Annotated in this window: 22 protein-coding genes; 17 read left to right on the top strand and 5 right to left on the bottom strand. The window is 74.4% G+C overall.

Translation table 11 applies throughout. The annotated features are described in order from the left end of the window. Positions 1–16: 16 nt before the first annotated feature. The 11 genes from ACIRFH_RS18930 to ACIRFH_RS18880 all read left to right on the top strand — a co-directional run bounded on the left by ACIRFH_RS18930 (position 17) and on the right by ACIRFH_RS18880 (position 11,899). Entirely contained in the window at positions 17–361 is a 345-nt protein-coding gene (locus tag ACIRFH_RS18930; RefSeq protein WP_403521936.1) for a gas vesicle protein, read from the top strand. After that, positions 358–1,203 carry a GvpL/GvpF family gas vesicle protein gene (locus ACIRFH_RS18925; RefSeq protein ID WP_403521934.1) on the top strand — a complete coding sequence of 282 codons (846 nt, stop codon included), beginning with the start codon at positions 358–360 and terminating at the stop codon, positions 1,201–1,203. The genes ACIRFH_RS18930 and ACIRFH_RS18925 overlap by 4 nt, the downstream gene beginning before the upstream one ends. Then, positions 1,200–1,448: a gas vesicle protein gene (locus ACIRFH_RS18920; RefSeq protein WP_403521932.1), complete on the top strand. Its 249-nt coding sequence runs from the start codon at positions 1,200–1,202 to the stop codon at positions 1,446–1,448. The genes ACIRFH_RS18925 and ACIRFH_RS18920 overlap by 4 nt, the downstream gene beginning before the upstream one ends. Further along, positions 1,445–1,738 carry a gas vesicle protein K gene (locus tag ACIRFH_RS18915; protein WP_403521930.1) on the top strand — a complete coding sequence of 98 codons (294 nt, stop codon included), beginning with the start codon at positions 1,445–1,447 and terminating at the stop codon, positions 1,736–1,738. The genes ACIRFH_RS18920 and ACIRFH_RS18915 overlap by 4 nt, the downstream gene beginning before the upstream one ends. Before the next feature lie 104 nt (positions 1,739–1,842). Beyond that, positions 1,843–2,946, top strand: a complete 1,104-nt coding sequence (locus ACIRFH_RS18910) for a substrate-binding domain-containing protein (RefSeq protein WP_403521928.1) — start codon at positions 1,843–1,845, stop codon at positions 2,944–2,946. 117 nt (positions 2,947–3,063) lie between these two features. Further along, entirely contained in the window at positions 3,064–4,395 is a 1,332-nt protein-coding gene (locus ACIRFH_RS18905; protein WP_403521926.1) for an ABC transporter substrate-binding protein, read from the top strand. A 25-nt stretch (positions 4,396–4,420) separates the two neighbouring features. Further along, positions 4,421–5,410, top strand: a complete 990-nt coding sequence (locus ACIRFH_RS18900) for a carbohydrate ABC transporter permease (protein WP_403521925.1) — start codon at positions 4,421–4,423, stop codon at positions 5,408–5,410. Then, the gene (locus ACIRFH_RS18895) at positions 5,407–6,270 is read left to right on the top strand and encodes a carbohydrate ABC transporter permease (protein ID WP_403521923.1); all 864 of its coding nucleotides are present in this window, start codon (positions 5,407–5,409) and stop codon (positions 6,268–6,270) included. Before ACIRFH_RS18900 ends, ACIRFH_RS18895 begins: the two co-directional genes overlap by 4 nt. Beyond that, positions 6,267–7,307 carry a hydroxyacid dehydrogenase gene (locus ACIRFH_RS18890; protein ID WP_403521921.1) on the top strand — a complete coding sequence of 347 codons (1,041 nt, stop codon included), beginning with the start codon at positions 6,267–6,269 and terminating at the stop codon, positions 7,305–7,307. Before ACIRFH_RS18895 ends, ACIRFH_RS18890 begins: the two co-directional genes overlap by 4 nt. Beyond that, entirely contained in the window at positions 7,304–9,193 is a 1,890-nt protein-coding gene (locus ACIRFH_RS18885; RefSeq protein ID WP_403521919.1) for a DUF2264 domain-containing protein, read from the top strand. The genes ACIRFH_RS18890 and ACIRFH_RS18885 overlap by 4 nt, the downstream gene beginning before the upstream one ends. A gap of 426 nt (positions 9,194–9,619) precedes the next feature. Then, a complete protein-coding gene (locus ACIRFH_RS18880) occupies positions 9,620–11,899 on the top strand; it encodes a catalase (RefSeq protein ID WP_403521917.1) in 2,280 nt (759 codons plus the stop codon). Positions 11,900–11,954: 55 nt separating this feature from the next. Here ACIRFH_RS18880 and ACIRFH_RS18875 read toward each other — a convergent pair whose 3' ends face one another. Further along, positions 11,955–12,836: a diacylglycerol kinase family protein gene (locus ACIRFH_RS18875; protein ID WP_403521915.1), complete on the bottom strand. Its 882-nt coding sequence runs from the start codon at positions 12,834–12,836 to the stop codon at positions 11,955–11,957. Positions 12,837–12,932: 96 nt separating this feature from the next. Next, entirely contained in the window at positions 12,933–14,528 is a 1,596-nt protein-coding gene (locus tag ACIRFH_RS18870; RefSeq protein WP_403521914.1) for an FAD-binding oxidoreductase, read from the bottom strand. Between the two features lie 71 nt (positions 14,529–14,599). Here ACIRFH_RS18870 and ACIRFH_RS18865 point away from each other — a divergent pair, with 71 nt between their 5' ends. Further along, a complete protein-coding gene (locus tag ACIRFH_RS18865; protein WP_403521912.1) occupies positions 14,600–15,217 on the top strand; it encodes a TetR/AcrR family transcriptional regulator in 618 nt (205 codons plus the stop codon). Continuing rightward, positions 15,214–16,794, top strand: coding sequence for a glycerol-3-phosphate dehydrogenase/oxidase (locus ACIRFH_RS18860; protein ID WP_403521910.1), 1,581 nt, complete (start codon positions 15,214–15,216; stop codon positions 16,792–16,794). The genes ACIRFH_RS18865 and ACIRFH_RS18860 overlap by 4 nt, the downstream gene beginning before the upstream one ends. 113 nt (positions 16,795–16,907) lie before the next feature. Here ACIRFH_RS18860 and ACIRFH_RS18855 read toward each other — a convergent pair whose 3' ends face one another. Further along, positions 16,908–17,186 (bottom strand): hypothetical protein, encoded by a 279-nt coding sequence (locus ACIRFH_RS18855; protein ID WP_403522023.1) that lies wholly within the window; start codon positions 17,184–17,186, stop codon positions 16,908–16,910. A gap of 161 nt (positions 17,187–17,347) precedes the next feature. On the opposite strand from ACIRFH_RS18855, the gene ACIRFH_RS18850 reads away from it, so the two are divergent. Then, entirely contained in the window at positions 17,348–17,713 is a 366-nt protein-coding gene (locus tag ACIRFH_RS18850) for an STAS domain-containing protein (protein ID WP_403521908.1), read from the top strand. Positions 17,714–17,746: 33 nt separating this feature from the next. Here the strand turns inward: ACIRFH_RS18850 and ACIRFH_RS18845 are convergent, their stop codons facing one another. Further along, positions 17,747–18,133: an ATP-binding protein gene (locus tag ACIRFH_RS18845; RefSeq protein WP_403521906.1), complete on the bottom strand. Its 387-nt coding sequence runs from the start codon at positions 18,131–18,133 to the stop codon at positions 17,747–17,749. Positions 18,134–19,015: 882 nt separating this feature from the next. On the opposite strand from ACIRFH_RS18845, the gene ACIRFH_RS18840 reads away from it, so the two are divergent. Next, positions 19,016–21,628, top strand: coding sequence for a SpoIIE family protein phosphatase (locus ACIRFH_RS18840; RefSeq protein ID WP_403521904.1), 2,613 nt, complete (start codon positions 19,016–19,018; stop codon positions 21,626–21,628). 43 nt (positions 21,629–21,671) lie between these two features. Continuing rightward, complete coding sequence (locus ACIRFH_RS18835) at positions 21,672–22,511, top strand: chitosanase (RefSeq protein WP_403521902.1); 840 nt, start codon at positions 21,672–21,674, stop codon at positions 22,509–22,511. Between the two features lie 96 nt (positions 22,512–22,607). On the opposite strand, the gene ACIRFH_RS18830 is transcribed toward ACIRFH_RS18835, so the two are convergent. After that, the gene (locus tag ACIRFH_RS18830) at positions 22,608–22,781 is read right to left on the bottom strand and encodes a CsbD family protein (protein ID WP_403521900.1); all 174 of its coding nucleotides are present in this window, start codon (positions 22,779–22,781) and stop codon (positions 22,608–22,610) included. 176 nt (positions 22,782–22,957) lie between these two features. Here ACIRFH_RS18830 and ACIRFH_RS18825 point away from each other — a divergent pair, with 176 nt between their 5' ends. Continuing rightward, the gene (locus ACIRFH_RS18825; RefSeq protein WP_403521898.1) at positions 22,958–23,104 is read left to right on the top strand and encodes a hypothetical protein; all 147 of its coding nucleotides are present in this window, start codon (positions 22,958–22,960) and stop codon (positions 23,102–23,104) included. The last annotated feature ends 6 nt before the right edge of the window (positions 23,105–23,110 follow it).

Below are 23,110 nucleotides of genomic sequence, written 5' to 3'. Positions count from 1 at the left end.
CCGTGGGGAGTACGCAGTGACAGACGTCGACCGCGGATACCCGGGACCGGACACGCAGCTCGGTGCCCCCGCCACCGGCAGCCTCGCGGACCTGCTGGAGCGGGTCCTCGACAAGGGCATCGTCATCGCCGGAGACATCAAGATCGACCTGCTCGACATCGAGCTGCTCACCATCCGACTGCGGCTGTTCATCGCCTCGGTGGACACCGCGAAGAAGGCGGGCATCGACTGGTGGGAGACCGACCCGGCGCTGTCGTCCCGGGCCGCGCGCGACGCGCTCGCCGAGGAGAACGCGCGGTTGCGGACCCGGCTCGACGCGCTGGAGGAGGCCGTCGGGGAGACGACGGGAGCCGTCCGGTGAGCGGGCACCCCACCGGCCCCGCGGACGCCGGCCTGGTCTACGCGTTCGCCGTCACCCGCACCCCGCCGGACGCCGCCGGACTGGCCGCGGCGACCGGTCACGAGGAGGGCGGTCCGCTGCGCGTGCTGCGCACGGCCGGCCTGTGCCTGCTCGTCCAGGACGTGCCCGCGGCGCTGTTCGACGACGAGGCGCTGGCGGAGCGGCTGGGCCGGCCCGAGGACCTGGAACGGTGCGCCCGCGCCCACCACCGGGGCGTCGAGGCGGCGGGCGGGCGGGGCCGCTCCGTCGTTCCGCTGCCGCTGGCGACCCTGTACCGCGGCGACGGGAGCGCGCGGCAGGCGGTCGCCTCCCGTGCGGCGGCGCTGGGCGCACTGCTCGACCGCCTCCAGGACCGTACGGAATGGGCGGTGAAGGTGCACGCGGCGGAGCCCGCGCCGCGGACCGGCCCGCGGACCGGCGCCGACACGGGAGGACGTGCCTACCTGAGCCGGGCCAGCGCACGGCGGCGCGAGGGGCGGGACGCGCACGCGAGGGCCCTGGCCGAGGCGGAGGCCGTCGACGCGGAACTGCGGCGGTACGCCGTCGCGGCGACCCGGCACCGCCCGCAGAGCGAGCGGCTGACCGGCCGGCGCACCCCGCAACTGCTGAACTGCGCCTACCTCGTGGAGGACGCGGAGAGCGCCGCCTTCACCCGGACGCTGGCCGGACTCACCACGGACCGTCCGTATCCCGCCGTCGAGGTCAGCGCCTCGGGCCCGTGGATCCCGTACTCCTTCGCCCGCTGGGACGGGGAACCGGACCGGGACCTTCGGGAGCACACGGGGCGGGAGGTGCGCTCATGACCGCCGCGGACCCCCGCGCGCCGGGCCCGGCGCCCGTGCCCTGGGACGGGCCCGAGCCGTACGCGCCGGTCGGGGTGCCCCTGGTCGACCTGCTGGACCGCGTGCTGGCGACCGGTGTCGTCGTCAGCGGGGACCTGGTCCTGGCCATCGCCGACGTGCCGTTGGTGCGGATCTCCCTGCACGCCCTGCTGTCGTCGGTGAACGAGCGCGTGCCCGCCCCGTGGCCGGACAGCGGGCCGCTGTGACCGCGCCCCGCGCCCACTCCCTCGACCTGGACCCCGAGCGCGTCACGAACGACCTGGCCGCCCTGGTGCTCACCGTCGTCGAGCTGCTGCGGCAGCTCATGGAGCGCCAGGCCGTGCGCCGCTTCGACGAGGGCACGCTGAGCGCGGAGCAGGAGGAACGGCTCGGCACCGCGCTCCTGCTGCTCGACCGGCGCATGGACGACCTGTGCGCGCAGCACGGCCTGAGCCGCGCCGACCTCAACCTCGACCTGGGGCCGCTGGGCCGGCTGCTCGCGGACCCCGAGCCGTGACATCACGTACAGCACGTACCCCATGAGGCACGTACGCCCGACACGAGCGATCGTTATGATGGCGCCGAATCGCTCAAACGAACATCTGCGGGTGGGGAGTGCTCATGCGGGAGCCGGTCGATGTCAGGCGTCAGCGGATCCTGGCGGCGGTCCAGGCGCGCGGTACCGCGCGGGTGCGCGACCTCGCCGACGAGTTGCAGGTCTCGGTGGTGACGGTCCGCCGGGACGTGGAGGAGCTGACGCGGGAGGGCAGACTGCGCCGCGGACACGGCGTCGTCCGCTCGACGCTGCCCACCCCCGAGGTGCCGGCCGGCACCGTCGCCGACGGTGACCGGGTGGCCGTGGTCGTGCCGGAGCGGCACTCGTACCTGACCGAGACGCTGCACGGCGCCCGCACGGTGCTGGAGGAGGCGGGCGTGCGCCTCGCGCTGCACATCGCGCCCCAGGCCGTCGGCGCCGAGCGCCCGCTGGTCGAGCGGGCCCTCGAGGACGGCGCCCGGGGGCTGCTGCTCGCGCCGCGGTGGAGCAGCCTGGCCGCCGAGGAGGCCGACCACGGGTGGCTGGCCGCACTGGACGTGCCGACGGTGCTGATGGAGCGGCGGCCGCGGCGCGGCAGCGCACCGCACGTGCTGGACTCGGTGTGCTCGGACCACTGGTACGGGGCGCATCTGGCCGTGGAGCACCTGGTGGGGCTCGGGCACCGGCGCATCGTGTTCGCGACCCGGGACGACAGTCCGACGGCGCGCACCCTGCGGGCCGCGTTCGCCGAGATCGCCGGGGCGCATCCGCTGGTGGAGCGGTGGGCGTGGGCGCTGAGCACACCGGAGTCGGGGGCGGAGGGGCCGTACTCGGCGGGCGAGACGGCCGATCTGCCGGTGGTGCTGCGCGGGACGGGGGCGACCGCGGTCGTGCTGCACGGCGACGTGGACGCGCTGATGATCGTGCAGCGGCTGGCGGACGACGCGGTGCGGGTGCCGCAGGACTGCTCGGTCGTGGCGTACGACGATGTGGTCGCGGGTCTCGCCACGCCTCCGCTGACGGCCGTGTCCCCGCCCCGTGCGGAGGTCGGCCGGGTGGCCGCCGAGCTGCTCCTGGAGCGGCTGCGGGAGGGCGGGCGGCCCGCGCGGCGCGTCGAGCTGCTGCCCCGGCTGATGGTGCGGGGTTCGACCCGGCGGGCGTCGACGGACGCCGACGGAATGAGCGTTTGAGCGTTTTATTTTCTTCTGATCGATCTATTGACCGTTTGTGCTGGCCCGGTCCAGGATTCCCGTGTCCCCAACAGCCGTGTCCACAGCCGCGGACACGCAGGAGCCGTGGGAGCCGCCATGCCCGGACGACCCAGTCGTCGCTCCGTGCTCGCCGCGATGGCCGCCGTACCCCTGACAGGAGCCGCAAGCGCCTGCACCGGGGGGAACGGTGCCTCGTCGGCCCGCACGGGCACCACCACGCGCATCACCTTCTGGTCCGCCCTGCGCGGCAGCCAGCAGGTGGTCGACGCCTTCAACCGCACGCACCGGACCATCCGGGTGGAGTTCCAGCAGATCCCCTCCGGGGGGCAGGGCGGCTACGCCAAGCTGAGCAACGCCGCCCGCGCCGGCAACGCGCCCGACGTCGCCACCATCGAGTATCCGCAGGTCCCGGGGTACGCCATCGACGGCGTCGCCCGCGACATCACCGACCTCGTCAGCGACCGCCTGCGCCGCAGGCTGCTGCCGCAGGCACTCGGGCTGACCACCTTCGAGGGCCGGGTGTTCGGCGTGCCGCTGGACGTCGAGCCCATGGTGATGCACTACCGCGCCGACCTGTTCGAGCGGTACGGACTCCGGGTGGCGCGCACCTGGGACGAGTTCGCCGAGCAGGCGGCGACCGTGCGCCGCAAGGCGCCGGACCGGCGGCTGGTGCTCTTCCCGACCGACGGGATGACCCAGTTCGCCGCGTACGCCTGGCAGGCGGGTGCCCGGTGGTTCGACACCTCGAAGGGCGCCTGGAACGTCTCCCTCGCCGACGCGCCGTCCCGGCGGGTCGCGGACTACTGGCAGCGGCTCATCGACCGGGACGACGTCTTCGTGAACGCCGTCGAGAGCAGGCAGGCCGACGCACAGCTCGGCAACGGACTGGTGCTCACCCGGCTCACCGGCGCCTGGGACGCCGGAGCGCAGATGAACGCGCGGCCGGGACAGAAAGGCCGGTGGCGGATCGCGCCGCTGCCGCAGTGGGACACCACCGCCCCCTCCGTCGGGACGCACGGCGGCTCGACCTTCGCCGTGACCAAGGACAGCCGCAGTCCCGAGGCCGCCATGGAGTTCATCGAGTGGCAGGTCTCCCACCCCGACGCCCTGCGCGCCCGCCTGTCCAGCGGGACCAGCAGCCAGTACCCGGCCGCCCCCGGTCTGGTGGCGGTGGGACGGGAGGCCTTCGACCGGACCTACTACGGCGGACAGGACATCTACGGCCTGTTCGAGCAGGAGGCCCACAAGATCGGCGAGGGCTGGCTGTGGGGGCCTCGGATGAGCGCCACCCAGAAGGTCATGCAGGACTCCTTCGCCCGCGTCGGCGCCGGCCAGGGCTCGCTCGTCGACTCGCTGCGCACCGCCCAGGAGGGCACCATGCCCGACCTCAAGGCCCTCGGCCTGTCCACCACCCAGCACAGCACCTGAGCCGACGAAAGGCAGGTGACACCCCATGACCACGACCACCCGTCCCCGGGTGCCGGCCGGCACCGCGCGCGCCGGCGGCCCGGCCCCCTCCACCACGGGCACGCGCGCCCGCAGGGCGGCCGGACGCCGCCGGCTGACCGCGTGCGCCGTCCTCATGACGCCGTTCTTCGCCCTGCTGGTCACCGTCTTCCTGATCCCCGTCGGCACGGCCGTCTACCTCAGCTTCTTCAGCGACGACCAGCCCGGCCTCGGCTTCGGCCCCGAGCGCACCGTCTTCGTCGGCCTGCGCAGCTACGCCGCCGTCCTGACCGACCCCACCTTCCTCGGCGGGCTCGGCACGGTCGCGCTGTACTGCCTGATCTACATCCCCCTCATGGTCGCCGGCGCGCTCGCCCTCGCCCTGCTGCTCGACTCGGGCGTGGTGCGGCTGCGTGCCTTCGCCCAGCTGGGCCTGTTCCTGCCGCACGCCGTGCCCGGCATCATCGCGGCCCTGATCTGGCTGTACCTGTACACGCCGGGCATCAGCCCGGTGATCGACCTGTTCGCCCGAGCCGACATCACGATCGACTTCCTCGGCATCCACACGGTGGTCCCGTCCATCGTCAACATCGCCCTGTGGAGCAACCTCGGCTACAACATGGTGGTCTTCTACGCCGCCCTGCAGGCCGTGCCCCGCGAGGTGATCGAGGCGTCGGTGGTCGACGGCGCCGGGCCGGTGCGCACGGCGCTCCAGGTGAAGACGCCGCTGGTGCGCGCCTCGATCGTCATGGTCGCCATCTTCACCCTGATCTGGGCGCTCCAGCTGTTCACCGAACCCATGCTGCTCAGCCAGTCCTCCCCCATGATCAGCTCCCGGTTCTCGCCGAGCATGTACATCTACGACGCGGCGTTCACCCGCAACAACTACAGCCTGGCGGCGGCCGCCTCGGTCGTTCTGCTCGTCTGCACCATCGCCCTGTCCTACGGCGTCACCCGCTTCACCAGCCGCGCCGAGACCGCCGAGGAGGCCCGGTGAGCGCCACCGACAGCTCCCTGCTCCGCCCGGGACTGCTGGGCCGTGCGACCGTCAACGTGGTCGTCGCGGTCTCCGTCCTCTACACCCTGCTGCCCGTGCTGTGGCTGGTGCTCGCCACCACCAAGAACCGGGACGCCCTGTTCAGCAGCGACCTGCTGTCGCTGAGCGACTTCTCCTTCGCGCGGAACCTGCGGGACCTGTTCGCCATGGACGGCGGGCTCTACGGCCGCTGGTACCTCAACAGCCTGCTCTACGCCGTCCTCGGCGCCGCGGTGGGCGCGCTGCTGAGCGTCGCCTGCGGCTACGCCTTCGACAAGTACCCCTTCCGCCACAAGGAGAAGCTGTTCGGCCTGGTGCTGGCGGCGGTCATGGTGCCGCAGACCGTCCTCGCGCTGCCGCTGTATCTGATGGCGTCCGCGGCCGGCCTGGTCAACACCTTCTGGGCGGTGTTCGTCCCGGTGCTGTTCAACCCGTTCGGCGTCTACCTCGGCCGCATCTTCAGCCGGGGCTACGTGCCCGACGAGGTGCTGGAGGCCGCGCGCGTGGACGGCGCGGGCGAACTGACCACGTACGTGCGGGTGTCGCTGCGGATGCTCGGCCCCGGCCTGGTCACCGTGTTCCTCTTCCAGCTCACCGCGATCTGGAACAACTTCTTCCTGCCCATGGTGATGCTGTCCGACCAGGACCTGTACCCCGTCAGCCTCGGCCTGTACCAGTGGAACAGTGCGGCGTCCGTCTCGCCGGAGTACTACCCGGTGGTCATCATGGGGTCGCTGCTGGCCGTCCTTCCGCTGATCCTCGCCTTCGTCCTGCTCCAGCGCTTCTGGCGGAGCGGGCTGACCGCCGGAGCCGTCAAGTGACCTCGCACGCCCCCGACGTCCCCGGGCCGGGGGCCCGGCCCCGTGCCGTCGTGGCCATGTCCCAGGACGCCGCCGCGGCCGTCCTCGACCCCGAGTCGCTGGCCGCCTTCCGCCGGGTGTGCGACCTCGCCCCGCTGCCCGCGCTGGACGATCTGTCCACCCCGCGCGCCCGGTCGCTCCTGGCCGACGCCGACCTGCTGATCACCGGCTGGGGCTGTCCACCGCTGGACGCGGAAGTGCTGCGGGCGGCGCCGCGGTTGCGGGCCGTGGTGCACACGGCGGGCAGCGTCCGCGGTCATGTCACCGACGCGTGCTGGGAGCGCGGCGTCGAGGTCTCCTCGGCCGCCGCGGCCAACGCCCTGCCCGTGGCCGAGTACACCCTCGGCATGATCCTGCTCACCGGCAAGCGGGTCCTGGAGCGGGCTCGCGACTACCGGCTGTCCCGCTCCCGCGCCAACTGGCTGCGCACCCCGCGCTCCGTCGGCAACTACCGCCGCACGGTCGGCATCCTGTCGGCGTCGCTGATCGGCCGCCGGGTCGTCGAACTGCTGCGCCCGCACGACGTCGACGTCCTGCTGCACGACCCGTACGTCGACGACGCGGACGCCGCCCGGCTCGGTGTCGAACGCGTCGGGCTGCCCGAGCTGTTCGCGCGCTGCGACACCGTCAGCGTGCACACGCCGCTGCTGCCCGAGACCCGTGGCCTGGTCGGCCGTGCGCTCATCGACGCGATGCCGGCCGGGGGCGTGCTGATCAACACCTCGCGCGGCGCGGTCGTCGACCAGGACGCGCTGACCGACGCCGTCCTGGCGGGCCGGATCCGGGCCGTGCTGGACGTCACCGACCCCGAGGTGCTGCCGCCGGACCACCCGCTGTGGGACTGCGAGAACGCGCTGCTCACCCCGCACCTCGCCGGTTCCGAGGGCAACGAGTGGCGGCGCCTGGCCGACCTCGCCCTCGCCGAGACCGCCCGCTGGGCGTCCGGTGCCGGTTTCCTCCATCCCGTACGACGCGAAAGGCTGGCGTTCCTGGCATGAGCATCCCGTTCGAACTGCCCACCGAGGACCGGGCGCTGAGCCCGTTCACGGGGTACACCCGCGCCCACTGGGAGGCCGTCGCGGACGGGCTGCTGCGGGCGGCGTGGCGCTGGAGCACGCCGGGCCGCGCCCTGCTCGACCTGCCGGGCCGCCCCTCGCGCTCGGGGGTGCGCTCCGACGGGCTGGAGGGCTTCGCGCGGACGTTCCTCGCGGCGGCCTTCCGGGTCGCCGGAGCGGGCGGCGACGATCCGCACGGCTGGCTGGAGCGCTACGCGCGCGGCCTGGAATCGGGCACCCGCACGCCGGGCCGCGACGACACCGAGTCCTGGCCGCTGATCCTCGACCACGACGTGCAGGGTCAGCCGATGGTCGAGTCGGCGTCGGTCGCGCTCGGGCTGAGGCTGACCGCGCCCTGGCTGTGGAAGAACCTCGACGCCGGGGTGCAGGACCGGGTGGAGGAGTGGCTGCGCGGGGCGCTGCGGCACGTTCCGGCGCCGAACAACTGGTACCTGTTCCCGTACACGGTCGCCGGGTTCCTGGAGTCGGTCGGCCGCGGCGACGCGGAGACGGCGGCGGCACGGCGGCGGGCGCTGGAGCTGCTGGAGGGCTGGTACCGGGGCGAGGGCTGGTACGCCGACGGCGACGGACGCGCCTTCGACCACTACAACGGCTGGGCGCTGCACCTGTACCCGGTGCTCGACGCCCACCTCGGCGGCGACGGCGATCTCGCCGCGCGGTACGGCGAGCGGCTGCGCGCGCACCTGGAGGGTTTCGGGCTGATGTTCGGCGCGGACGGGGCGCCGCTGCACTTCGGCCGGTCGCTGTCGTACCGCTTCGCCGCGTCGTCGGCGGTGAGTCTCGGCGCGCTGACCGGGCACACGCCGCTGACGCCGGGCGCCTCGCGGCGGCTGGCCAGCGGCAGCCTGCGGTACTTCCTGGAGCGCGGTGCGCTGACCGGTGACGGGCTGCTGAGCCTCGGCTGGCACGGGCCGCACGAGGCGACGCTCCAGCCGTACTCCGGTCCGGCCTCGCCCTATTGGGCGTCCAAGGCGTTCGTGTCGCTCCTCGCGCCCGCCGGACATCCGCTGTGGACGGCCACCGAGGAACCCGCGCCGGTCGAGGAGGCCGACCGGGTGCTGGCCCTGCCCGCGCCCGGGCTGCTGGTGCAGTCGACGCACGGCGACGGGATCGTACGGCTGCACAACCACGGCAGCGACCACGTCCGGCCGCACGAGGGCGAGTCGGCCGCCGAGGACGACCCGCACTACGGCCGGCAGGCGTACTCGACCCGGACCGGCCCGACGGCACTCGGCAACGTCGCGGACAACCACCTGTCGGTGGAGGTGAACGGCCGGCGCAGTGTGCGCCGCCGGATCCACCCCCTCGGCGCGGGGCACGGCGACGGCTGGGGCTGGGCGGCGTCCTGGCACCGGCCGGTCTTCGCCGGCGGGCCCCCGATGGTGCCGGGACTGCGGGTGGAGAGCGTGACTGTGGCGCGGGGGCCGTACGAGCTGCGGGTGCACCGGGTGACGGGCGCCCCGGCCGGGGCCCGCCTCACCCACACCGGATGGGCCACCGGCCCCGACGAGCCGCTGGTCTCGGCGCTGCACGGCCTGCACGGCTGGGACGCCGGGCCGGAGACCGTCCGCGCCCCGCAGGGCACCGCCTACACGCCGTGGGCCGAGATGCCCCGGCTGTCCGGCGCCGCGGGCGGCACCTCGCTGCACGTCTGCCTGGCCGCGCTCACCGGTGAACCGGGCCCCGGGCCACTGGCGGACGCCGTCACCCAGACCGTGGCCGACGACGGCGGTGTCGAGGTGGTCTGGGCGGACGGCGGCGTGCGTACGCGGGTCTCGTTCGAGCCGGTGCGGGTCACGCACGGGTGAGCCGTGCGGCGTCCGGGAGGCCCCCGGCCGGCGCGATGCCGGCCGGGGGCCTCCCTCGTGCGCCCGCCTCCGGTGGCGTGCCGCCCCGGGGGCGGTGACGCTGGTACGGCCACCGGTGAGAAGGAGTCCCCATGCCCAAGGCGTCGCACGCCGTGCCCGGGCCGCCTGGTCGTGTCCGTGCCGTGCGCCGCCCCGGTGGAGTCCGCCGAAGTCCGCGCCGCGCGCCGTCCGGGCGGGGTGACGACGGCCGAGCGCATCGGGTGCGGCGCGGCGGTCGTCGTCCCGGCGGGCGGGACTTCGGCGTCCTGCCGCCATCGCGCATGTCTTGAGTCCCGGTGGCCGGGTACGCGGTCACGGCCCACGACAGTCGGTGCTCGAAGACGACCGGCCGCGTGAAGCGGCCCGCCCAGAACGGAGAAAAGGCTGATGAGCGACCCCAATCCCCTCAAGCGGGTAGCCCGCAAGGTCACCGAGAGCCTGCAGGGAGAGGGCGGTGGACCGGCGGACGGGGTGCCCGGCAAGCCCGGCCCCGAGTCGCCGCCGGTCGCCGAACCCACCACGCCCCGCGACCCGCTGCCCCCGAAGCCGGACCAGAGCGGTCCGGACACGGTGTCGCCGACCGGGCAGCCCACCGGCGCCGACCAGGCCCGGGTCGCCCAGTCCGGGAGCTACCTGACGAACGCGCAGGGCACGCGGCTGTACGACACGGACCACTCGCTGAAGGCCGGACCGCGCGGGCCGGTGCTGCTGCAGGACCACCACCTGCGCGAGAAGGTCATGCACTTCGACCACGAGCGCATCCCGGAGCGTGTGGTGCACGCGCGCGGCGCGGGCGCGCACGGGATCTTCCAGAGCTACGGCACGGCGGCCTCCGTGACCAAGGCGGGCTTCCTCGCCGCGGACGTGGAGACGCCGGTGTTCACGCGGTTCTCCACGGTGGTCGGTTCGCGGGGGTCGTCGGACACCGTGCGCGACACCCGCGGTTTCGCGACGAAGTTCTACACCAGCGAGGGCGTCTTCGACCTGGTCGGCAACAACATCCCGGTGTTCTTCATCCAGGACGCCATCAAGTTCCCGGACGTCGTGCACGCCGCGAAGCCGCACCCGGACCGGGAGATCCCGCAGGCGCAGAGCGCGCACGACACCTTCTGGGACTTCGTCTCGCTGCACACCGAGGCGACCCACCACACCATCTTCTTCATGGGCGACCGCGGCATCCCGCGCTCCTACCGGATGATGGAGGGCTTCGGCGTCCACACCTTCCGGCTGGTCAACGCGGCCGGTGAGACGACGCTGGCCAAGTTCCACTGGAAGCCCAAACTGGGCGTGCACTCCCTGGTGTGGGACGAGGCGCAGATCATCAACGGCGTCGACCCGGACTTCCACCGCCGCGACCTCGCCGACGCCATCGAGGCGGGCGCCTACCCGCAGTGGGAGCTGGGCATCCAGACGTTCCCCGACACCCCGGAGCAGACCTTCGAGGGCATCGACCTGCTGGACCCGACGAACCTCGTGCCCGAGGAACTCGCCCCGGTGCAGCCGGTGGGGCTGCTGACCCTGAACCGCAATCCGTCCAACTTCTTCGCCGAGACGGAGCAGGTCGCCTTCCACGTCGGTCACCTGGTGCCGGGCATCGACGTCACCGACGACCCGCTGCTCGCCGGGCGGCTGTTCTCCTACCTGGACACGCAGATCACGCGGCTGGGCGGCCCCAACTTCCCGCAGCTGCCGATCAACCGCCCGCAGGCGCCGGTCAACGACATGCTGCGCGACGGCATGCACCAGACGGCGGTGCACCGGGGCGTGGCACCCTACCGCCCCAACTCCCTGGACGGCGGCTGCCCGTTCACCGCCGGCGCGGACATGGGCGCGTACGTCGAGGCGCCGGTCCGGATCCCGGAGGCGTCGAAGGTGCGCGAGGCGCCGGAGTCGTTCGCGGACCACTTCAGCCAGCCGCGCCGGTTCTGGCTGAGCATGAGCCCGGTGGAGCGCGAGCACATCATCGGCGCCTACACCTTCGAGCTGGGCAAGTGCTACGAGCAGTCCATCAGGGAGCGGACGCTCCAGGTGCTGGCCAACATCGACCCCGAGCTGTGCGCGGGCGTCGCCGAGGGCCTCGGCCTGCCCGCCCCGCAGCCGACGGTGCCCCTGGCCGACGTCGAGCCGAGCCCGGCGCTGTCCCAGGTCGGAAAGACGTGGCCGGTCGAGGGCCGGGTCGTCGGCATCGTGACCAGCGGGGCCGACCTGGAGGGCGTGAACGCCGTGCGGGAGGCGGTACTGGCGGCCGGGATGGTGCCGCTCGTGGTGGCGCCGACCGGCGGCACCCTCGGTTCGGGCGAGGCGGCGCTGACGGTCCAGCGCAGCTACGTCACCGCGCGGTCCGTGGAGTTCGACGCCGTCCTCGTCGCGGGGACGCCCGCGATGGGCGGCGACGCGTACACGCCGCGGGACTACAAGGCGGCGCCGGCGCCCACGGGGCCGGGGTCGATCGACCCGCGGGTGAGCCTGTTGCTGTCGGAGGCGTTCCGGCACGGCAAGGCGATCGGTGTCTGGGCCGGCGGCGAGGCCGCCCTCGACGCGTCGGGCGTGCCGGCCGACGCCGCGGGCGTGGTCGTCGCCGAGTCGGGCACCGCCGCCCTGGAGCAGGTGACGCGGCTGCTGGGCTCCCACCGGGTGTGGGAACGCTTCACCACTCCCCGGGGCTGATCCGCACGCCAGGGGGGCCGGCCGCCGACACCGGCGGTCGGCCCCCCTGGCGTGGTCAGCGCAGGACGCGCAGTGCCCCGGGGAGCACCCTGGCCGTGACGGGGACGACGGCGTCCACCTCGCCGTCGGCGCCGTAGGGTATGGGCCGGTCGGCCTCGATCCGGACCTCCTTCCCGCGCAGGACGCGTACCTGGGGGCGGTGGACGTGGGCGCCGGTGGTGAGGTCGTTCATCAGGGCGAAGAACAGCCGCCGCGGCGCGTGCCGGATCATCACGACCTCCAGCAGGCCGTCGTCCACCCGGGCGGCGGGGGCGATGAGGCGGTCGGAGCCGTAGTAGCCGGAGTTGGCGGCCACCACGGTGTAGCCGGTGAAGGCGTGCTCCCGGCCGTCGACGGTGACCCGGTAGCGGGTGGGGCGCCAGGTGGTGACGGCGCGCAGGGCGCCCGCGTAGTAGGAGGCGGTGCCGCGCAGCAGGCGCGCGTGGTTGGCGTGCCGGTTGGCGAGCGCGTCGACCCCCGCGTAGACGCTGCCGAGCACGACGGTGCGGTCGTGGACGGCGGAGGTGACCTCGATGGTGTCGACGGGGCGCGGCTCGCCGCGCAGCAGCAGCCCGGCGAGGGCTTCGGGCTCGGTGGGCAGGCGCAGCGCGCGGGCGAAGTCGTTGCCGCGGCCGGCCGGGACGAGGCCCAGCACGGCGCCGGTGCCGCTGAGGGCGCCGCCGATGCCGCCGGCCATCCCGTCCCCGCCGACGGCGAGCACCACCCGGCCCCGCCGCCCGGCCTCCCGGGCGATGTCCCGGGCGTGGGCGAGGCTGCGGCTGTACTCGGTCTCCAGCCCGGCGCCCGCCTCCCGCAGCAGCCGGGCCACCGCGAGCAGCGCGGCGGCGGAGCCGGCGCCGCCCGCGGTGGGGTTGACGACGGCGGTGAACTGTCGCATCGGTGTGCCTCCGGGCTGACGGGTGGTGCCGGACTGTTGTCTCGGGGGGCGCGTCCCACGGGCGTGCCTACGGGCCGGGCGGCGGGCCGGCCGGGCTCAGTCGGCGGGCAGGAGGACACCCGGGTTGAGCAGTCCGGCCGGGTCCAGGCGCCGCTTGACGGCGCGCAGGGCCTCGATGCCGAGGGGGCCCGCCTCCCTCAGGTACCAGTCGCGGTGGTCGGTGCCGACCGCGTGGTGGTGGGTGATGGTGCCGCCGGCGGCGAGGATCGCCTCGTTGGCGGCGTGCTTGGCGCGGGTCCAGTGGGCCACGGCGTCGTCGCCCTGGGCCGAGACGACGGTGAAGTACAGGGAGGCGCCGTTCTCGTAGACGTGCGAGATGTGGCACATGACCAGCGGCGGGGTGCCGGCCTCGGTGAGCGTCGTGGTGAGCGCGTCGCGGACGGCCGTGTACAGCCCGGGGATCCGGGACCAGTAGGCCGCCGTCTCCAGGGTCTCGGCGAGCGCCCCGGCGTCCAGCAGGGAGTCGCGCAGGTAGGGCGCGGAGTACCGGCCGTGCGCCCACCGCTCCCCCGGTTCCCCGCCGGCGAACGTGCCGCCGTGCTCGGCGAGTACGGCCGCCGCCGCATCCCGGCGGTGCGCGGTGTCCTCCTCCGTGCCCTCGAAGCCGACGATCGCGAGGCATCCGGCGTTCTGTTCGGCGAGGGAGGCGCCGATGGCGTCGGGCTGGGCGAGGCCGATCAGGGTCTCGGTCTCGTCGGACAGCCGCAGCACCGTCGGGCGCGGACCGTCCTGGGCGAGGCGGCGCAGGGCGGCGGCGCCCTCGTCGAAGGAGGTGAAGCGCCAGCCCTCGTAGCGGCGGACGTCCGGCACCGGCCGGATCCGCACGGTCACGGAGGTGATGACGCCGAACGCGCCCTCCGAGCCCAGCACGAGCTGGCGCAGGTCGGGGCCGGCCGCGGAGCGGGGGGCGCGGCCCGTGTCGAGGGTGCCCTCGGGGGTGGCGAGGGTCAGGCCCAGCACCATGTCGTCGAAGCGTCCGTACCCGGCGGAGGCCTGTCCGCTGGAACGGGTCGCGGCGAAGCCGCCGATGGTGGCCCATTCGTAGGACTGGGGGAAGTGACCGAGGGTGTGGCCGTGCTCCACGAGCAGGGCCTCGGCCTCGGGGGCGCGCAGGCCGGGCTGCAGCGTGGCGGTGCGGGAGACCGGGTCGAGGCCGAGCAGGCGGTTCATGTGCCGCAGGTCGAGGGCGACGAAGGGGCCCGGCCGGCCGGGGGCGAGACCGCCGACGACGGAGGTGCCGCCACCGAACGGGACGAGCGCCAGACCGTGGTCTGCGCAGACCCGCATGACCGCGAGCACCTCGTCGTGGCTGCCGGGCAGGACGACGGCGGCCGGGGTGTCGCGGACGTCGCCCCTGCGCATGCGCAGCAGGTCGGGCGTGGACTTGCCGCGGGTGTGCCGGACACGGGTCTCGGCGTCCGTGCGCACCCGGTCGGCGCGGTCGCCGACGGCGGCCAGCAGCGCCTGGCGGGCCGGGTCGTCCAGAGCGGCGGGGACGTCGATCTCCTCCAGGCGGACGGGCGCACTGCCGCTCTCCTCGACGCCGAGCAGATCGCGCAGCAGCCCGGTCACGGTGTCGGGCAGCGGCGTCGCGCGGGCCGGGTCGCCCCAGCCGTTCCACAGCATGTCCATCGCCTGTCGTCCTCACCGGTCGATGCGGGGGATGCCGCCCGTGCGGCCTCACTGGCGTTACACTGTTACACATGACGCCCAATCGTCACAACCACTCGAGCCGGCCGAACTCCTCGGACAACGACACGGTGCTCGACGCCGTACGCGACTGCGTCCTGGCCGTCGGCGTCCGCCGTACGACCATGACCGACGTGGCCCGCCGCGCCGGCGTCTCCCGGATGACGCTCTACCGGCGCTGGCCCGACGTGCGGTCCCTGGTCGGCGACCTGATGACCCGGGAGTGGATCGCCGTCGCCACCGGGGCCGTCCCCGAGCCGGGGCCCGGGCTGGAGACCCGCTCACGCATCGTCGAGGGGCTGGTGACGGGGGTGGCGGCGTTCCGCGCCCACCCGCTCTTCCGCAAGATCGTCGACGTCGATCCCGAGCTGCTGCTGCCCTATGTGCTGGACCGGCGCGGGGCGAGCCAGGAGGCCCTGCTGGAGCTGCTGGCCGCCGCGCTGCGGGAGGGGCACGCCGACGGGTCGGTGCGCGCGGCGCCCCCCGAGCGGCAGGCGCGGTCCGTGCTGCTGGTCGTGCAGTCCTACGCCCTGTCCCTGCGGACCATGACCGACGAGGACGACCCCGACCTGACCGCCGCGGCCTTCCTCGCGGAGCTGCGGACCATCCTCGAGAGGACCCTCACGCCATGAGCCCCGACGGCAGCCCCGACGGTGCCGCCCTGTCCGCCGCGCGGCGCTCGCGGGAACTGGCCGGCACGGTCGGCGGCCCGGTCGTCGACGTCCTGGTCGTCGGCCTCGGCGCGACCGGCGCCGGCGCCGCCCTGGACGCCGCCGCCCGGGGCCTGAGCGTCGTCGCCGTGGACGCCCACGACCTGGCCTTCGGCACCTCCCGGTGGAGCTCGAAGCTCATCCACGGCGGTCTGCGCTACCTCGCCTCCGCCCAGCTCGACGTCGCCCACGAGAGCGCGGTGGAGCGCGGCGTGCTGATGGAGCGCACCGCCCCGCACCTGGTGCGCGCCCAGCCGTTCGTGCTGCCGCTGACGCCGCTGGTCTCCCGCGCCCAGGCCACGCTGGCCCGGGCGGGGTTCCGGGCCGGCGACACGCTGCGGCTGGCCGCGCGTACGGCCCGGGCGACGCTGCCCGCGCCGCGCCGGCTGTCCGCCGTGGAGACCCGCCACCTGGCCCCGGCGCTGCGCTCCGCCGGGCTGCGCGGCGGCCTGCTGTCCTGGGACGGCCGGCTCACCGACGACGCCCGGCTGGTGACCGCCCTGGCCCGCACCGCCGCCGCGCACGGCGCCCGGATCCTGACCCGGGTGCGGGCACTGGAGCTCACCTCGTCCGGCGCCCGGATACGGGACGAGGTCACCGGCGAGGAGGGCGGGATCCGCGCCCGGGCGGTGATCAACGCCTCCGGGGTGTGGGCCGGCGACCTCGTGGACGGCGTCCGGATCCGGCCCTCCCGCGGCACCCACCTGGTGCTGCGCTCGGAGGCCCTCGGCCCGCTGCCCGCGGGACTGCACGTCCCGGTCCCCGGGGAGACCAACCGCTTCGTCCTCGTCCTGCCCCAGGGCGACGGCCGGGTCTACGTCGGGCTGACCGACGAGCCCGTGGACGGCCCGGTCCCGGACGTCCCCGAGGTGCCGGAGGCGGACATCGGCTTCCTGCTCGACGTGCTCGGCTCGGTCCTGGACGTGCCCGTGCGCCGCGAGGACGTGGCCGGCGCCTTCGCGGGCCTGCGTCCCCTGCTGGACACCACCCCGCGGGACCGGCCCGGCGCCGGGGCCCGGACCGCGGACGTCTCCCGCCGGCACGCCGTGCTCACCTCGCCGGAGGGGGTGGTCACCGTGGTCGGCGGCAAGCTCACCACGTACCGGCGCATGGCCGAGGACGCTGTGGACGCCGCCGTCGCCGCCCGCCGCCTCTCCGCCGGGCCCTCCCTCACCGCCGCGCTGCCGCTGGTCGGCGCCGCCGCGCCGCACGTCCTCGCCGCGCTGCGGGCGCCGCGCCGCCTGGTGCGGCTCTACGGCACGGAGGCACCGGCCGTGCGGGCCCTGGCCGACCGGGACCCCCGGCTCGGCGAGCGCGTGCTGCCCGGCCACCCCGTCACCGGGGCGGAACTGGTGTGGGCCCTGCGGCACGAGGGGGCCCTCGACGAGGCCGACCTGCTGGACCGGCGCACCCGCATCGGGCTGGTGCCCGCGGACCGGGCCGCGGCACTGCCCGCCGTACGCGACCTCGTCGGCGAGGCCGCGGCCCGCCGGAGCTGACGCGGGCCGCAGGCCCGGAGGCTCGCCCCGGCCCGGACGTCGAAGCCCGGCCGGGCCCGGGGCACGGACACAGGCGGCCACAGGGCGCGTGGCCGCCTGTCCCATGATGTGCGTCAGGTCCCCGGCCGCCCGTCCTGGACGGCCTCGCGGACCTCCTCCTCGAGCTTGTGCCGGGACTGTCCCTCCTCCTTCACGTACTCCGTCATGGCGGTCTGCGCGTCCCGGTCCAGGTCGCGCCATGCCCGTACGGCGGTCTCGTACGTGTGCGACTGCCGTCGGGTCCACTCGTGCTGCGTAGGAGGCCCGTACGAGTCGCGCAGCTCCTCGACCCGGTGGTGTGCCTGGTCCGCCGCGTGGCGCTTCTGCACGAGCTCTTCGAATGTGTGATCCACCACATCTCGACGGTAGTCAGAGGACGGCCATCGCGCGCGTCGAGCCGCCACGGCCGGCCCGGCCCCCTTCCGGTCTGCGCAAGTGGCCCACACGGATCCCGAAGAGCCTTAACATCAAGGCCACCAACGACGGCCGGGCACATGCGAGAAGCGAGGGAAGCGTGGCGGACACCGAGGGAGCGGCAGTACCCGAGCGGCTGCTGATCACCCGTACCACCACGGGCGGCGGCGTCAGCATCGTCACCCTCGCCGGAGAAGTCGACCTCGACGGCAGCAGTCAGCTCCGCGACGTCCTGCTGTCCTGCGTCCGGACGACGCCGGGCACGGTGGTCGACCTCTCGGAGGTCGCCTTCCTGGACTCCAGCGGCATCAACGTGCTGATCTCCACCCACCAGGCCGCCGAGTCCCACGGCGTCTTCTTCCGGCTCGCCGCACCCCAGCAGGCCGTCCTGCGCGTCCTGCAACTCGTCGGGGTGGACACGCTCATCGCCTGTCATCCCACCGTCGAGCAGGCCCTGGCCGGCTGAGGGCCACGCGTCCGGTCCGCCGGCGTCGGCGGGTCATCGCAGGGGCAGACGCACGAAGACGGTCTTGCCGGTCGCGTGCGGCTTGGTGATGACCTCGTCGCACAGACGCGTCACTATCTCCAGGCCGTGCCGGCCGACGCGCAGGGGATCGCTCGGCAGGAACGTGGGGAAGCCCTCCCCCGTGTCCGACACCGCGATCTCCACGCCGTCCCCCACCAGTGTCAGCATCAGCCGGCACGGGCCCGGCGCGTGCCGGAGCGCGTTCGTCACCAGTTCGCTGGCGACCAGACGGGCGGCGTCCAGGAAGGTGTCGGCGGTTTTCACACCGGCCTCGCCGAGTCGCGCGACGAAGCCCTGGACGACGTCGCGGGAGGCCGGGATCATCGCGGATCCGCCACTGAACTCCACCACGGCGGACATGGCAGGGGCGTCCGCGGCATCGGGTCCGTGCGCCGGAGTCATACAGAGCCTCACCGTCCGGTCCGGGGCCGAGGAGGAGGAGCGAAGGCCCGCGCTGATTCACGATACGCACCGAACCGGCGCCGTCCCCTCCTTTGACCCAACTTCCGCCGGACGCACCCCGTTGAGGGCGGACCGCGCGGCCCGCGGCCCACCGCGGAACGCGGTCCGCGGTCCGCGGTGGGCCGCGGAACGGCGTTGCCCCGGCCCTCGACGGACAGTGGGACCGACCGTGTGACCGCCGGGTCGGCCATGGGCCACGCACAGGTGGGGATCCCTGCCCCGGTGTGAGTGCGCGGCGGGCCCGCGGCCCGCCCCCTTTCTCCGTTCTCCGCGTCCCCGCTCCAGGCGCCCGCACGCCGGGCGCCGCGCCACCGGACCCGAGCCCCGGAGGGTTCCGGCACAGGTCCGACGCCCATCGGTACCTCCGCGCCGGGCGCCCGCCACCGCTCGTGCGCCACCCGGACGGGCGCACCCTGGTACGGGGCCTTCCCCGTGGGGCGGTGCCGGGCGTGGGTCCACGGATCCACCACCCGCCGGGTCCGGCTCGGCCCGGCGCCGTCCGCCTCGACGACATCGTCCTGTTGCTCGCCGCCCGGCCGCCCGGCCTCCCGGCCGCGGAAGCCCCCCGGTGAGGGCGGGGCCCGCAGCCGTCCCTCCGGATGTCCCTCGCCTCCGGCGGCCCGGCAGTGTAGACATGGGCACATGGTCCGACTGATGGGTCGATCGGGAGAGCGGTCGCCCCGTCGTCCCATCGGTTCGCTCGCCCGGCAGCGAGACGCGGACCGGTCACGGCGGGCAGCGGCGGCGGGACGGCGGGGCCGGGTCGCGGCTCTGCGGTCGATGCTGTCCGGACGCAGCGTCGCCGGACAGGTCTTCGTCCTGAACGTGGTCATCGTGCTGCTGCTCGTGGTGGTGGCGGTGGTCTCGCTCGTCCTCCAGGTACAGCACGACAGCACGGTGGAGGCGCGTAACCGGTCGGTCGCCGTGGCCGCGACGTTCGCGAACTCCCCCGGCATCCTCGAGGCGTTGCGCAGCCCCGATCCCACGGCGGTGCTCCAGCCCCGGGCCGAGGCTGCGCGCAAGGCGACGGGCGTCGACTTCATCGTCGTCATGAACACCGACGGCATCCGCTACACCCACCCGATACCCGACCGCATCGGCAAGAAGTTCGTGGGGAACACCGCCCCCGCGCTGGCCGGGCGGACCGTGACCGAGGAGATCGACGGCACCATAGGCCGGCTGGTCCAGGCCGTGGTGCCGGTCGAGGCGCCGGGCGGAAAGGTCGTCGGCCTGGTCTCGGCAGGCATCACGACGGAGAACGTGGGCGGCGTCGCCGACCGGCAGCTGCCGATGGTGCTGATCGCCGCGGGCGTCGGACTCGCCCTGGCGACGGCGGGCACGGCGCTGGTCAGCCGGCGGCTGCTGCGGCAGACGCACGGCCTGGGCCCGCACGAGATGACCCGGATGTACGAACACCACGACGCGGTCCTGCACTCCGTGCGCGAGGGCGTGCTCATCGTCGGCGGCGAGGGCAGGCTGCTGCTTGCCAACGACGAGGCGCACCGCCTGCTCGACCTGCCCGCCGACGCCGAGGGCCGACACGTCCTGGACCTCGGGCTGCCCGAGGACACGGCACGGCTGCTGGACTCCGGGCGGGTCGCCACGGACGAGGTGCACCTGGTCAAGGACCGGCTGCTGGCGGTCAACCTGCGGCCCACGGACGAGCGGGGCGGTCCGCCCGGCAGCGTCGCCACCCTGCGCGACTCCACGGAGCTGCGGGCCCTGTCCGGTCGTGCCGAGACCGCCCGGGAGCGGCTGGACATGCTGTACGACGCCGGGGTGGGCATCGGCACCAGCCTGGACGTCACCCGGACCGCCGAGGAACTGGCGGCACTGGCCGCGCCCCGGTTCGCGGACCACGCCACCGTGGACCTGTTCGACGCGGTGCTGAGCGGCGGCCGGCCGGAGGCGGTGACTCCGCTGCGCCGGACCGCGCTCAGCGGCGCCGACGAGGACGTACCGCTCTACCCGGTGGGCCGGCAGATCCACTTCGTGGCCACGTCCCCGCAGGGCCGGGCCCTGAGCACCGGCCGCCCGGTCCTGGAACCGGACCTCCGTCGCGCCCAGGGGTGGCACGCGCAGGACCCTGAACGCACCACCCGGGTGCTGGAACACGGCATCCACTCGCTGATCACCGTGCCGCTGCGCGCGGGTGCCCTGGTGCTCGGACTGGTCACCTTCTGGCGCTGCCGCCGGCCCGACGCGTTCGACGGGGACGACCTGGCCCTCGCCGAGGAGCTGGTCGCGCGCGCCGCGGTCTCCATCGACAACGCGCGCCGCTACACGCGCGAGCACGGCATGGCGGTGACGCTCCAGCGGAGCCTGCTGCCCCGCAGGATGCCCGAGCAGAACGCCCTGGACGTCGCCCACCGCTATCTGCCCGCGCAGGCGGGGGTGGGCGGGGACTGGTTCGACGTGCTGCCGCTGTCCGGGGCCCGGGTCGCGCTCGTGGTGGGCGACGTCGTCGGCCACGGACTGCACGCCGCGGCCACCATGGGACGGCTGCGGACGGCGGTGCACAACTTCTCCACGCTGGACCTGCCGCCCGACGAACTGCTCACCCTGCTGGACGAGCTGGTCGCCCGCATCGACCAGGACGAGACCGCCGAGGACGGCAGCGCCCCGGTCACCGGCGCGACCTGCCTCTACGCGGTCTACGACCCGGTCGCCGGCTCCTGTGCGGTCGCCCGGGCCGGTCATCCGCCGCCCGCTCTCGTCCACCCGGACGGCCGCGTGGAGTTTCCCGAGGTGCCCGCCGGTCCCCCGCTGGGCCTGGGCGGTCTGCCGTTCGAGACGGCCGAGCTGCGCCTGGCGGAGGGCAGCCGGATCGTGCTGTACACCGACGGGCTCGTGGAGGACCGGGAGCACGACATCGACGTCGGCCTCGAACAGCTGCGCAGGGCACTGGAGATCGCGGGTGAGACGCCGGAGGAGACCTGCAGTGCCGTCCTCGACGCCCGGCTCCCGGACCGGCCGGGCGACGACATCGCCCTGCTCGTGGCACGGACCCGCGTACTGGGCCCGGACCGGGTCGCCGAGTGGCGGGTGCCGAACGACCCGGCCGCCGTCGGCGACGTGCGTGCGCAGGTCACGCGGCGGCTGGCGGAGTGGGGACTGGACGAGCTGGCGTTCACGACGGAGCTGATCCTGAGCGAGCTGGTCACCAACGCGATCCGGTACGGCGGTGAGACCGTCCACGTACGGGTGCTGCGCGACCGTAGTCTGATCTGCGAGGTGTTCGACAGCAGCAGCACCTCACCGCACCTGCGCTACGCGGCGATGACCGACGAGGGCGGGCGCGGTCTGTTCCTCGTGGCACAGCTGGCCGAGCGGTGGGGCACCCGTTACACGCCGGACGGCAAGGTCATCTGGGCGGAGCAGCCGGTGTCCTGACGGGGCCGGCCGCCGTCCGTCGGTCCGAACACCAGGAGAATCCGTGAACGACCCGTCCCCCGATCCGGCGCGCCCCCGGGGCGTCCTGCGCCGCGTCCTGCGCGCCCTGACCTCCGCGTCGTCGGCGACGGCGCTCCCCGTGCCTCGGCCGTCGCGTGCGGCGCCCGGGCGTCCGGCGGGGCTCGGCGACCCGGCGAAGAAGGAGATCGCCATGCGTCTGGTGTCGAGCGCCGAGAACTCCTCGCTCGACTGGAAGGCGCAGTACGCGTACATCGAGGACATCGGTGACGGCCGCGGGTACACCGCGGGCATCATCGGCTTCTGCTCCGGCACCGGCGACATGCTCGACCTGGTGCGGCTCTACACCGACCGCAGGCCGGACAACCCGCTCGCCCGGTACCTGCCCGCGCTGTGCGCGGTGAACGGCACCGACTCGCACGCGGGCCTGGACCCGGACTTCCCCGGCGACTGGCGCCGGGCCGCCCGTGACCGGGAGTTCTGCCGGGCACAGGACGACGAACGCGACCGCGTGTACTTCGGCCCGGCCGTCCGGCGGGCCGTGGAGGACGGGCTGCGGACGCTCGGCCAGTTCGCGTACTACGACGCGATGGTGATGCACGGCGGCGGCGACGACCGCGCCGGCTTCCCCGCGATCCGCGAGCGGGCCCTGCGCCAGGCCCGGCCCCCGGCCCTCGGCGGCGACGAGGTGACCTACCTGCACGCCTTCCTCGACGCGCGGGTGTGGGCGATGAGGCAGGAGGCGGCGCACAGCGACACCAGCCGGGTCGACACGGCGCAGCGCGTCTTCCTGCGCGCGGGCAATCTCGACCTCGATCCGCCGCTGCACTGGCGGGTGTACGGCGACAGCTACCGCATCGACTGACCGGAGACTGACCGGACCGGGCACCGCGACGGGCCGCGAAGGGGGCCGTACGCCCTCCTCCGCGGCCCGTGTGATTGCCGCTCCGCCGCTGCCGGATCAGTCCCGGAAGATGTCCTTGCCCTTTTCCTTGGCCTGGCGTGCGTCGCCCTTCGCCTGCTCGGCGCGGCCCTCGGCCGTCATCCTCTCGTTGCCGACGGCACGGCCCGCCGCCTCCTTCGCCTTCCCCTTGGCCTGTTCCAGCTTGGACTTGGACTTCTCATTGCCGGCCACGGCTGTTCTCCTCACGGCGTCGGGTTCGATGTCCTGTCCTGCGGGTCACCCGCCGCGACGGCGTCAAACCCGGCGACCGGAACCCGGGGGCGGCCGACGGGCTGATCAGGAGTCCGCCGGGTAGAAGGACGGCGTACGGACAACGACACGGCAGAGCCGTCGACCCGGAGGATGTCATGGCCGGAATGCTGGACCGGATCAAGGAGTTCGCGCGCAGCCCGCAGGGCCGCCGTGCGGCGGAGCAGGTGCGCCGCGCCGCCTCGGACCCCCGGCGCCGCGCGCAGGCGCAGGAGATGCTGCGGAAGTTCGGCAAGCGCCGCTGAGGCCGG

The sequence above is a fragment of the Streptomyces sp. NPDC093586 genome, assembly GCF_044764905.1.
In the GTDB taxonomy this organism is placed as follows: domain Bacteria; phylum Actinomycetota; class Actinomycetes; order Streptomycetales; family Streptomycetaceae; genus Streptomyces.
Note: the sequence above shows the minus strand (reverse complement) of the source record. Positions and strands in the feature narration are given on the sequence as shown.